This window comes from Vitreoscilla sp. C1, assembly GCF_002951955.2.
GTDB lineage: Bacteria > Pseudomonadota > Gammaproteobacteria > Burkholderiales > Neisseriaceae > Vitreoscilla > Vitreoscilla stercoraria.
The window spans coordinates 2,026,049-2,038,617 of record NZ_CP019644.2 but is presented as its reverse complement, the minus strand read 5'-3'; the positions used below and the strand labels follow the sequence as shown (position 1 = coordinate 2,038,617).

Below are 12,569 nucleotides of genomic sequence, written 5' to 3'. Positions count from 1 at the left end.
ATTGGTGTTCCGTACAATGAATAAATACAGCGTCCTGTAAACTTACAGGACGCTGCTATCATAAAGTCAATTCCTGACTTACACGACAATATTTACCAAGCGACCTGGTACGACAATCACTTTTTTAGGTGTTTTGCCTTCCATGAATTTCACTGCGCCTTCGTTTGCCAAAGCGGCAGCTTCCAAAGCCTCTTTGCTGGCATCGGCCGCAACGGTGATTTTGCCACGCAATTTGCCATTGACTTGAACCATCACTTCAATTTCCGATTTGACCAAAGCCGCCTCGTCTACTGTCGGCCAAGCGGCATCCCATAAGTTGGTTTCAGGACGCAAAATTTGCCACAAAGCTTGGCAAGCGTGCGGCACAATCGGCCACAACAAACGCATGATGTTTTCCAACACTTCTTGCGCCACTGCGCGACCTTGTTCGCTTGATGTATCGGTTTTGTCCAATGTGTTCATCAATTCCATCACTGCGGCAATGGCAGTATTGAATTGTTGGCGGCGACCATAATCATCGCTGACTTTGGCAATGGTGGTGTGCAATTTGTAGCGCAAATCTTTCAGACCTGCATCCAAAGCGTCTTGGTTACCAGCAAAAGCCGTGACCAAACCACCTTTTTGGAATTCAAACACTGTGCGCCACAAACGACGCAAGAAGTTGTAAGCGCCTTTTACACCGTTATCTGACCATTCCAAAGATTGTTCAGGAGGCGCTGCAAACATCATGAACAAACGTGCTGTATCTGCACCATATTCATCAATCAACGCTTGCGGGTCAACGCCATTATTTTTAGATTTGGACATTTTTTCAATGCCGCCAATTTCAACTGGCAAACCATCGGCAATCAGCGTGGCTGAAATCGGTTGACCTTTGTCATTGCGCACCAATTCAACGTCTTGTGGCGCAATCCATTCTTTGGAGTCATTGGCGCCTGTGCGGTAGTAAGTTTCGCACACCACCATGCCTTGGGTTAACAAGCGGGTGAACGGCTCATCCACATTCAACAAACCTTCGTCACGCATGAGTTTGGTGAAGAAACGTGCATACAATAAATGCAAAATCGCATGCTCAATACCACCAACATATTGATCTACCGCCATCCAATATTTGCCAGCCGCAGGATCGACCATGGCAGTATCGCATTTAGGCGAAGCGTAGCGCGCGAAATACCAGCTTGATTCCATGAAGGTGTCCATGGTGTCGGTTTCACGACGGGCATCACCACCACATTTAGGACAAGTGGTTTCGTAGAATTCAGGCATTTTGTTCAATGGCGAACCCGCGCCATCAGGCACCACATCTTCAGGCAAAATCACTGGCAATTGGTCTTCAGGCACAGGCACATCGCCACAGCAAGGGCAATGAATGATAGGAATTGGGCAACCCCAATAGCGTTGACGGCTGATACCCCAATCACGCAAGCGGAATTGGGTTTTCGGTGCGCCAGCGTTCAAGCTTTCGAGTTTGGCTGCCATCGCATCAAACGCGGCAGCAAAATCCAAACCATCGAATTCACCGCTGTTAATCAACACGCCATGCTCGGTATAAGCGGCCTGTAAAGGTTCTGCCAACGCTTCCTCTTCGCTTGGGCGAATTACGGTTTTAATCGGCAAATCGTATTTTTTGGCAAACTCAAAATCACGTTCGTCGTGTGCAGGTACTGCCATCACCGCACCGTCGCCGTAGCTGAACAATACATAATTGGCTACAAATACAGGTAACACGTCGCCATTCAATGGATTCACGACAAAGCGGCCTGTAGGCAAGCCTTTTTTCTCCATGGTTGCCATGTCTGCTTCGGCAACTGAACCTGCTTTGCATTCAGCGATGAACGCTTGCAGTTCTGTATTGCCTTCGGCAGCAGCCGTTGCCAATGGGTGCTCTGCGGCTACTGCGACATAAGTTGCGCCCATCAACGTGTCAGGACGGGTGGTGTACACTTGCAAATATTCGTTCCAACCTTCAGGCAAACCAGTTTTGCTGTCGTTTGCAATGCCAAAACGAACTTGCATGCCGCGAGATTTGCCAATCCAATTGCGTTGCATGGTTTTGACTTGTTCAGGCCAGTGTTCTAACTTGTCCAAGTCTTGTAACAACTCTTCGGCATAATCGGTGATTTTGAAGTAATACATTGGGATTTCGCGTTTTTCAATCAACGCACCCGAACGCCAGCCACGACCGTTTTCCACTTGCTCATTGGCCAACACAGTTTGGTCAACCGGATCCCAGTTCACCACGCCATTTTTCTTGTAAACCACGCCTTTTTCGAACAACTTGGTGAACAACCATTGTTCCCATTTGTAATATTCAGGCGTACAAGTGGCAATCTCACGTTCCCAATCCAAGGCAAAACCCAAAGATTGCAATTGCTTTTTCATGTAATCAATATTGGAATACGTCCAAGCCGCAGGGGCTACTTGGTGTTTCATCGCTGCATTTTCAGCAGGCAAACCAAAAGCATCCCAACCCATAGGTTGCATCACGTTAAAACCATTCAACAATTTGTAACGTGATAAAACGTCGGTGATGGTGTAATTGCGCACATGACCCATGTGTAACTTGCCAGATGGGTAAGGAAACATCGATAAACTGTAGTATTTAGGCTTAGATTCGTCGATTTCGACATTGAACAAGCGGGCATCATCCCACAATTTTTGTGCAGCCGATTCAATGGCTGAAGCTTGGTAATTTTCTTGCATGGTGATTGGGTTCACTAGATAGTCGGACTAAAGCAAGAAGTATAACAGTTTCAGCAAGCTAGGTGGATTGCAAAACAAAAACACAAAAAAAACCACCTAAAGCCAAGGGAGAAAGCCATTAGGTGGTCAATTCATTGCGGGGAAAACGTCTTACTCACTTCAATCGCCAACCTCGGAGCAGAGAGGCGATGGAATTTATAATACGCTTATGAGTATTAATTGCTGTTAAGGATAGTAAGATTTTTTTATTTTCAATGATTTGCGATGATTTTGTTCGTTATTTTTATGCTGTAGGCTTTATATTTAATTTGAAAAATGGGCATAAAAAAGAAGCCATTTAATCCAAGGGGGGAGGATTAAATGGCAAAGGCATTACAGGAAAACGTCTGATTACAATCCACATTACCTAGACCAAGATTAATGTGTATAGCATAGACGTAACAGATTGAAGTCGGTTCAAAAAATAATTGTTAATTTTTGTAATCTGATTTTTTTTGCAAAGTTGGCAAATTCATTTTGGCTACAATTGCCCACAAGCGTAAAATCAAGCCTAAGCTGGCAATGAAATACAAGGTCCAAGCATTCAAATAGGCCACGGTGTCGAGCATAAACATAAACAAGCCAATCAATACTGCTACGGTGCCATAAATGCCTTCGGTTAAGATTTCAGGCACTTCGTTGACCAAAGTATCTCGTACCATGCCACCGCCAACGGCAGTCACAAAAGCCAAACTCACTACGCCAAACAAATTTAATTCATATAACAAGCCAATTTGTGCACCTGTAATACTGAAGGCGACCAAGCCAATGGCGTCAGCGATGTAAAACGACCACGATAAAATGCGTTGCTCGCGCTTGGCTAGGTGAAAGACCATTGCCAAAATCAAAGTGATGGCAATCATGATTAAAGAGGTATTGCTGGTGAAAACCGCAGGCAGGCGACCAATCAACATGTCACGAATGATACCGCCACCAATAGCGGTTAACAGCGAGACAATGATCACGCCCAATAAATCAAGGCCTTTGCGGTAGCCAACGAGGTAGCCTGAGATGGTAAAGGCGGCTGTGCCCATCAAACCAATTAAATCTGTTGCATTCATGAAAAGACTTACTGCGAAAATGTGCTAAAACTTAGTATAATAAACGTTTTTTCGAAAAATAGATGCAGATGACAACGAAAAAACTGCCACCGCGCACTTTGTCTGTGGCGCCCATGCTGGATTGGACCGATCGCCATTACCGTCACATGGCCAGACAAATTACCCACCATGCGTGGTTGTATACGGAAATGGTGACCACCGGTGCGTTGATTCATGGTAACCGTGAGCGTTTTTTAGCGTTCAATGAATGCGAACATCCCGTGGCTTTGCAATTGGGTGGCTCAGATGCGGCGGATTTGGCGCAATGTGCCAAAATTGCTGAAGAATATGGTTATGATGAAGTGAACCTTAATTGCGGTTGCCCAAGCGAGCGCGTGCAAAAAGGCGCATTTGGCGCGTGTTTGATGAATGAAGTGGGTTTGGTTGCTGATGGTGTCAAAGCGATGCAAGATGTGGTCGACATTGATGTCACGGTCAAGCACCGTATCGGTGTGGATCAGCAAGAAGATTACAGTGTGGTGCGTGATTTTGTTGGGCATTTGGCAGAGCAAGCGTCCTGTAAAACATTCATTGTCCATGCGCGCAATGCATGGCTTAAGGGTTTGTCCCCTAAAGAAAATCGCGAAATCCCGCCATTAAAATACGATTATGTTTACCAATTGAAGCGTGATTTTCCTGATTTGGAAATTTTGATTAATGGTGGCGTGACCGATAATGAACAAATTGCCGAGCATTTAAAACATGTTGATGGCGTGATGGTTGGGCGAGCGGCTTACCATCAACCTTTGACAATGATGGCACAATGGGATGCGCTATTTTATGATGATCATCATGAAATCATGAGCTTGGAAAATCTGATTCCTGTGTTACATGATTATGCCAATATGCATATTCAAGCCAATAAAGGTACCTTATTGCGCCATATGGCACGTCATTATTTGGGTTTGAGTCATGGTATGAATGGCGCGCGACAATGGCGTCGAATGTTATCAGATGCATCTTTATTGGGACAAAACAACGCAGATTTATTGCAACAAGCTGGTATGGCTGTGGGTGTTCTCCAAGCTTAAATTTTTGACAATATTGGGTTTTGAACCATTTCAATATATTGAAAATAAAAAAGATATTTAAAAAAGCGTCCTGTAATTTTACAGGACGCTTTTTGGGTTTTTATGAGCATGAAAGTTTAATAAAGATAATAATTTAGTATATTTCATCAATATTTTTTAAAAAAATAATCACAAATTAAATTGATATTCATAATTACTATCATTTATAATTCGTAATGTTTGGTTAATCCATTATTTTTGATCCATATTTTTTTTATCCAAAATTGAGAATGTCTGTCATGCACCAACGTTTTTTACACACTACTTTGTATACGACCTTACTGGCCGCTTTTGCAACCAGTGCTTTTGCCAACGAACCTGCAGTAGCAACCAAAGAAGCCGATACTGAATTGGGCGAAATTGTGGTGACTGCCAGCGGTTCTGGCGTGAACATTAAAAATGCGCCTGCGAGCATTTCGGTGATTTCAGAAACCGAAATCAAACGCCAGCCTGTGACGTCTATTGGTGAATTGATTGGTAAAGAGCCGGGTGTCAGCGGTGGTACAGGTTTGAATGCTGAAGGCAGCAAAATCAAATTGCGTGGTTTGCCATCTGAATATTCTTTGATTTTGATTGATGGTCGCCGCATTGGCAATTCTTCGCGAGTGTCTTATCGTCCTGACTTGGCACGCCAAGATTTGGATTGGATTAGCCCTGAAGCGATTCAACGCATTGAAGTAGTGAAAGGCCCAATGTCGTCTTTGTATGGTTCGGATGCGATGGGTGGCGTGGTGAATATCATCACTAAAAAAATTCCACAAGAATGGTCAGGCTCTGCAACAGTCAATTACAAAGCACCATCTGACAGCACCGCAGGCGATACAGTGCAAACCGCTGTGACAGTAGCTGGTCCGATTTTGGAAAACTTGGGTGCACGTTTGACTGTGGCACAAACCCAGCGTGATGCGGACAGTGGTTTACAGGGCGATGATTTCGCTGATTCAACCACAGGCATTAAAAACCAAAACATCGATGGTAAATTGTCTTGGGAAATCGTAGAAGGTCACACTTTGGATGTGTTTGGTACTTATGGTAAACAAATCAGCACCAATCCAACATATGCAGAAGGCGCCGATACCAGTGAATTTTGGTTGGGTGGCGAAGGTGAAAAAGACACCACTGTGACACGTCGTTATGGTGCTGCTTGGGAAGGCGAATACGCATGGGGCAGCAGTGCTTTGAGTGTGTACCGCAATGAGTTTGAAAAGCCTAATGAAATGGTTGAAATCGGTGGCGTGTTGTCACCAACTGACCAAGAAAACTCACAAACAGTAATTGACGGTAAAATCAATACCCAATTTCAATTCGGCGTTGAGCACAATTTGACTGTGGGTGGTCAATGGAAAAAAGAACAACTGACCAACACGCGTACTTTGGGCATCAATTCTAATGGTGCGCCATCTGTTGATGGTCAAGACCACACAGGCAATACCAATGTTGAAGGCAAATCTTGGGCATTGTTTGTAGAAGACACGATGAAATTGACTGACAAATTCAATTTGACTTTGGGTGGTCGTTTGGATGATGACAGCCGTTTCGGTACACAATTCTCACCTCGTGGTTATGCAGTTTATAATTTGACCGACAATTGGACGTTAAAAGGCGGTATTTCACGCGGCTTCCGTGCGCCTGATTTGGTGCAAACGGCAGCAGGTTTTGCAACAGGCTCTCGCGGCAGTGGTTGTAACACCCAATTTGGTCGCTACGATGCACAAACCAATCCTAATGGCTTCCGCAGCTCTAACAGTTTGACTGGTTTTGTTAACTGTTACTCAACGGGTAACCCGAGTGCCAAAGCAGAAGAATCAACCAACTATGAGTTTGGTTTCAATTTCCAAAATGAAAAATTGAATGCAGGCTTGACGTATTTCCATACTAATTTTGAAAATAAATTAATTACCAAACCTGTGAAACACACACCAAGCAGCGATATCAATCCTGCATTCCAAAGCCGTTATCCATATGGTATTTGGTATACCGCAGTGGACAATGCTGATGAAGCGGTGATTCGTGGTTTGGAAGGTTCTTTGACTTGGTATATTAACGATCAATGGTCTTGGAAACACAATGCTACTTACTTCATTGAAACCAAAAATGAAGAAACCGATCAGCCTTTGATTGATACGCCTAAGTTTGCTTATAACACCGATTTGTTGTGGTCGCCGAATGACAAATTGAATTTGGGTGCGAACGCGCGTTACACAGGTTCTCAATACAAAACCGAAGTGTCTACGCCTGATGTTTTGGAAGCGTATTGGACGTTTGGTTTGAATGCCAATTACAACGTATCAGACAATTTCACTGTGCGCGGTGGTGTGAGCAATATGTTTAATAAGCAGCCTGAAAAAGACGAATCGGCTTCAGCAGACTACCATTCTATCGAAGGTCGTACGTTCTTCGTGGGTGTGACTGCTCGTTTCTAACGATACATTTCAATCAACATATCAAGCGTCCTGTAAACCTTACAGGAGGCTTTTTTTAATGAAATTAGAGTAATAACTGTTGGTAAAAGGGGATCATTATTAGAATAAATAGCAGTTAAGTTTGATATTAATAATGACTATCATTTATACTTCACAACGAAATTTAACGTGTTGGGTCTAATATTTAACCTTTAGGGGGAAAGTCTGTCATGCGTCAGCATTTTTTACATTCAAAATTATCTGTGTTGGTTTTAGCGGCATTGTCAGTGCCTGCTTTTGCCAATGATGCAGTGGGCAATGAAGCCGATACCGATTTGGGCGAAGTGGTGGTGACTGCTACGGGTACGGCTCAACGCATCAAAGAAGCCCCTGCTAGCATCACTGTGTTGACTGCACAAGAATTACAAGAAAAAAGCCATAGCAATTTGGCTGAAGCTTTGGCTGGTATTCCGGGTGTAGACATTCGCAATGGTGTGAATAAAACAGGTGGTTTGAATGTGCAATTGCGTGGCATGCCTGCGGATTACACTTTGGTATTGATTGATGGTCGCCGTCAAAATACTTCTGGTTCTATCACACCTAATGGTGTGGGTGATACTGCCATTGGTTCTATGCCGCCTGTATCACAAATTCAGCGCATTGAAGTGATTCGTGGCCCTATGTCTACTTTGTACGGTTCGGATGCGATGGGGGGCGTGATTAATATCATTACCAAACCAATATCTTCAGGCGAATGGGGCGGCAATATTGCTGCTGAAACCATTTTGCACCAACATGAAGGTGGCAATACCCGCCAAATTGGTTTTTCTACCAGCGGTCCGATTGTGCAAGACAAAATCGGCATTCAATTGCGTGGTAAATATTTTGACCGTGGTGATGCTGAGCGCATGATGACAGAAGGTACAGGTCGTGACCCGCGTCCGGGTGAGTCTGAAAACTACGATATTGGTACCAAATTAAGTTTCAATTTGAATGAAAACCATGAATTGTGGTTGGATTTGAATCGTTCGCGCCAACGTTATAGCAATGAAGACAATCGCATGGGCACGTTGGACAAACCAAATTTGCCTCCAGCTCGTCCAGGTTTGCCATCTGGTTTGCGTGCCAGTGGCTATAAAGATGCGATTATTTCGATTAAAGAGCAATACGCTTTGGGTCATACCTCTGAGTTTGAAGCAGGCACTTGGAAGAGCTACGTGATGCAATCGGAAGCCGAAACGCGTGGTCGTACCATGCCTTACGGTTGGACGACCAAAGACGATTCTTACCGTTTTAATGGCGAAGACCGTACTTTGACCAACAAAGATTTGACCATCAATACGCAATTCCAAACCGAATTGGGCAATCACAATTTGGTGGTGGGTGCTGAATATTCAGACAATGAAACGGTGGATTTGGCGGCAGGTAAAGATGTGAAATTCACCCAAGATTCTTGGGCGATGTTCGTTGAAGACCAATGGAAAATCTTGCCAACTTTGGGTTTAACTGTTGGTGGGCGTTATCAAGATCACAGCAGTTTTGGTGGTCATTTTACGCCACGCGCGTATTTGGTTTGGAACACAACTGACAATTTGACTTTAAAAGGCGGTGTGAGTACAGGTTACAAAGTGCCAACCAGCAATTCTTTGCATGCAGGCATCAATGGTTGGAGTGGTCAAGGTCGAACTGTGACTGTGGGTTCACCACATTTGAAACCTGAAAAATCCACCAATTTTGAATTGAGCGCCAATTATGCAACCGAGCGTTTCGATGTGACGGGTACGGCATTTTTGAACAAATTCAAAGACAAAATTGAAAGCACCACGGTTGATAATTGTGCTGTTAACAATACGTCAAACTGTTATCTATTGGCTGATTTCCCAGCTCAAGCAACCATTGGTCAAAGCTACAATGTGGGCGAGGCAGAAACCAAAGGTTTTGAATTGTCTAGTCGTGTGAATTTGACCCAAGATTGGTATGTGAAAGGTGCTTATACTTGGATGAAAACCGAAATTACTTCAGGCGAAAATAGAGGTCAAGAATTGGTGAGCGCGCCACGTCATGCCTTGAATTTGCATACTGCTTACAATGTGAACGAGCGTTGGAAAATTTGGTTTGAAGGTGAATACAAAGCCGACCGCAATCGTTTCCAAGGCGATAAAAAAGACCAATCTGCTGCCAACCAAGCGATGTGGGATGCTACGGGTAACAAATTAAAAGGCTATACAGTATTCAATTTGGGTAGTAGCTATCGCTTTACTGACAATTTGAAAGTGTCAGCTTCGATTAATAACTTGTTTGACCGCAAGTTTGATGAAACTGCCAAATACACTTTCAACGGTCAGCCTGAAGAAGTTTATATGTATTCTAATACGGCACAAAGCATTGCGGGCACATTCATTGAGCGTCGCAATTTGTGGTTGTCGGTGTCTTACGATTTTTAATGGTTTGAATACAAATAGGTTGGAATCAAGCGTCCTGTAAATGTTTACAGGACGCTTTTTTATGGGTTTTAAAACACGTTGAATAGATTGATTTTTCATATTGAAACAAATATTTAGATTTAATCTATATGAAACAGATGTTTTGCTTAGTTTATTTGCATATAATTAAATGACATTAAATTTTAATAATGACAGGTGCGAGGCTTGACGATCGATTTTAAGCAAATCAATTTCTATATTCTATTGGGAATTCCTGCACAAACCCATTCTGAGCAAGTTGCCAATGTGATTGGGCAACATGCTCAAGCGAAATTATTGCCTGCGCCTATTTTAGAAGCCGCCAAGCATTATTTGCTCAGCGATATGGCAAGACGACAATATGATTTTTTCTTACATCATCATCCTTTAGCGCCTGAAAAAATCAACATTGCTCGATGGGATGCTTATGCTAAATTGAATTTATCGGCTGCAGCTTCGCGCCAAGACATTGCCCAAGCATTGCAAGCCAAATGGGGCGAATTGTCTTTGCAAGAATGGTTGCTGGTGCGCAAATGGTTGCTCAATCCAAGATTGCGTGGACATTATGATGTGCATTGGCAGCAACATTTTTCACCAGAGTCAAAAATTGTAGTGCTGTCTGATACAGGACGTTTACCAATTCAAAATGCCGTCATTAACGATGTTTGGCAAGACAAACCATTTTTTCCAAATCGGTGGCTGTGGTTTGGCTTGTCGACTGCGGTGATTGCAGCGACTTTGTATATGCAACCTTGGCAGCCGCAAATACCGCCTATTGTCCTCAAACATGATTTTCTACCGCCATTTTCTTCTAGCAGCTTCCATGTTGTGGAGAAAACCCAGATTACGATTACGGCTGTGGGCGATATGACTTTGGGCAGTCATTTGGGGCAAGACAATACTGCTTTGTTGCCACATTATTGGCAGCAATATGGCTCTAGTTATTTCCTAGAAAATGTGGCTGATGTGTTGGCGCACGATGACTTGAGCATTGCCAATTTAGAAGGGCCGTTAACCGAAGCGAATGTGCCGACGCCAAAGCAATTTGCTTTCAAAGGCAAACCTGCATTGGTTCAAATTTTGGAACACGGTTCAATTGAAGCGGTGAATGTGGCGAACAATCACAGCCATGATTATGGGCAACAAGGTTTGGATGATACTTTAGCGACCTTAAAACACAGCGGCATTCAAGCATTTGGTTATGAGCATTACCAAATATATGAAATTAAAGGCAAGCGCATTGCAATGGCTGGGGCTAAAGGTTGGGATGTGCAGGAAGGTAAAAAATCGGTAGACAGAGCTTTGGCTTTCTTTAAGCAAGAAAAAATTGATTATTACATCATGTCGTTTCATTGGGGCAATGAGCGAGAATACCAACAAAATGCCACGCAGCAAGCCTTAGGGCGTTATGCCATAGACCAAGGCTTTCATGCCGTTTTGGGGCATCATCCGCACGTCGTACAAGGTGTAGAGCAGTATAAGCAAGGCGTGATTGTGTATTCGTTGGCCAATTTTGTGTTTGGCGGCAACCGCAATCCATCTGATAAAGACAGCTTAATGGTGCAATTGCAATTGGAGTTTAATGGCAATCAATTGGTCGCCACGGAAGTATTGCCTTTGCCATTGGCAGTGTCTGATACGAACAAGACGCACAATTACCAACCGGTTTGGGCCGATGATGTCACGCAAAAACGCATCGTGGCGAAAATGCAGCCTTATAGCAATATCGATATTGATTTAGGTCAGCGTTTGGAACATGTACACCAGTCTAAAGCAGAAATCCCACAAATGGCACAAGGGCAATATTGGTGTGATGACAGTTTATCGGTTCGGGCGGCGCTGTTCGGACACAGCCATGAACGCTTTGCCAAATGTCAGCCAAGGCAAACACCAGCGCATTGGGGATGATGGAGGTTGATGGACATCGTCATGATGAGCGTCTGATGTCATGTTATGAGAATGGTTTTGAGTGGTAGATGAATGAGAAAAACGGTTTTTTAAGGTACTCATATAAAAACAAATGTTGTGAAAGATGATGCTATTTTATTCAAAAAAATCTATTAAATCAAGGTTGTGAATTTTAGGCTATATGTATTCATTATAAAATGGCAAAAATGCTTAGTGATTGAGTAGATTGCTTGTTGGGTTTGAGTATGAATTTGAAAATGTATCAATATGAATCATGACGGTTTGTGAGGCGGTATGTCACAGTAACTATTCGGTGTGTTTGGCTGCGGTATGCAGAAAATCTAAATGTGAATCTGAAGCGGCTATTCACATCTTGTTATAATGCGGTGTTTAGTTTTTTTGTAGGAATAACGATGTCAGTTGCTGAAATATTGGCCAAAAAGAAAGCGGCTCAAGCTTTGAAAAACTTAGAAGAAGGTCAAGCTTTTTTGGCTGAAAATGCCCAAAAAGAAGGCGTGAACGTCTTACCTTCGGGTCTGCAATACCTTGTTTTGATTGAGGGTACTGGTTCAAAACCGACTCTGGCAGATAAAGTAGTGTGTCATTATCATGGTCAAAATTTAAAAGGTGAAGTATTTGACAGCTCGGTGAATCGTGGTCAGCCAGCAACTTTTGCAGTGAATAAGTTGATTCAAGGTTATCAAGAAGCATTGCCATTAATGCCTGTTGGCAGCAAGTGGGTCTTGTATATTCCATCGGAATTAGCGTATAAAGATGAACATAAATCGAAAGAAATCAGTGCTAATTCAACGTTAATCTTTGAATTAGAGTTACTTGAGATTGTATCGTCATAATGACAAACTTATAATAGCGATCTATTTACGG

General features: G+C 43.2%; 7 protein-coding genes. 5 read left to right on the top strand and 2 right to left on the bottom strand.

The genetic code is table 11. From position 1 onward, the window contains the following. Nucleotides 1–78: 78 nt before the first annotated feature. Nucleotides 79–2,703, bottom strand: coding sequence for a leucine--tRNA ligase (gene leuS, locus ADP71_RS10005; protein ID WP_171461134.1), 2,625 nt, complete (start codon nt 2,701–2,703; stop codon nt 79–81). 470 nt (nt 2,704–3,173) lie between these two features. Next, nucleotides 3,174–3,803 (bottom strand): trimeric intracellular cation channel family protein, encoded by a 630-nt coding sequence (locus tag ADP71_RS10000; RefSeq protein WP_104932109.1) that lies wholly within the window; start codon nt 3,801–3,803, stop codon nt 3,174–3,176. Nucleotides 3,804–3,865: 62 nt separating this feature from the next. Here ADP71_RS10000 and dusA point away from each other — a divergent pair, with 62 nt between their 5' ends. The 5 genes from dusA to ADP71_RS09975 all read left to right on the top strand — a co-directional run bounded on the left by dusA (nt 3,866) and on the right by ADP71_RS09975 (nt 12,538). Beyond that, nucleotides 3,866–4,873, top strand: coding sequence for a tRNA dihydrouridine(20/20a) synthase DusA (gene dusA, locus ADP71_RS09995; RefSeq protein ID WP_026353337.1), 1,008 nt, complete (start codon nt 3,866–3,868; stop codon nt 4,871–4,873). A 278-nt stretch (nt 4,874–5,151) separates the two neighbouring features. Next, a complete protein-coding gene (locus ADP71_RS09990; RefSeq protein WP_171461133.1) occupies nt 5,152–7,335 on the top strand; it encodes a TonB-dependent receptor domain-containing protein in 2,184 nt (727 codons plus the stop codon). Between the two features lie 209 nt (nt 7,336–7,544). Continuing rightward, nucleotides 7,545–9,758 carry a TonB-dependent receptor domain-containing protein gene (locus ADP71_RS09985; RefSeq protein WP_104932107.1) on the top strand — a complete coding sequence of 738 codons (2,214 nt, stop codon included), beginning with the start codon at nt 7,545–7,547 and terminating at the stop codon, nt 9,756–9,758. A 204-nt stretch (nt 9,759–9,962) separates the two neighbouring features. Further along, on the top strand, nt 9,963–11,684 hold the full coding sequence (locus tag ADP71_RS09980; protein WP_155970349.1) for a CapA family protein: 1,722 nt from the start codon (nt 9,963–9,965) through the stop codon (nt 11,682–11,684). Nucleotides 11,685–12,097: 413 nt separating this feature from the next. Then, nucleotides 12,098–12,538 (top strand): FKBP-type peptidyl-prolyl cis-trans isomerase, encoded by a 441-nt coding sequence (locus ADP71_RS09975; protein ID WP_171461132.1) that lies wholly within the window; start codon nt 12,098–12,100, stop codon nt 12,536–12,538. The last annotated feature ends 31 nt before the right edge of the window (nt 12,539–12,569 follow it).

Excerpts from the sequence above, each read along its gene's own strand:
- leuS (WP_171461134.1), bottom strand. The coding sequence starts at position 2,703 with ATGCAAGAAAATTACCAAGCTTCAGCCATTGAATCGGCTGCACAAAAA.
- ADP71_RS10000 (WP_104932109.1), bottom strand. The coding sequence starts at position 3,803 with ATGAATGCAACAGATTTAATTGGTTTGATGGGCACAGCCGCCTTTACC.
- dusA (WP_026353337.1), top strand. The coding sequence starts at position 3,866 with ATGCAGATGACAACGAAAAAACTGCCACCGCGCACTTTGTCTGTGGCG.
- ADP71_RS09990 (WP_171461133.1), top strand. The coding sequence starts at position 5,152 with ATGCACCAACGTTTTTTACACACTACTTTGTATACGACCTTACTGGCC.
- ADP71_RS09985 (WP_104932107.1), top strand. The coding sequence starts at position 7,545 with ATGCGTCAGCATTTTTTACATTCAAAATTATCTGTGTTGGTTTTAGCG.
- ADP71_RS09975 (WP_171461132.1), top strand. The coding sequence starts at position 12,098 with ATGTCAGTTGCTGAAATATTGGCCAAAAAGAAAGCGGCTCAAGCTTTG.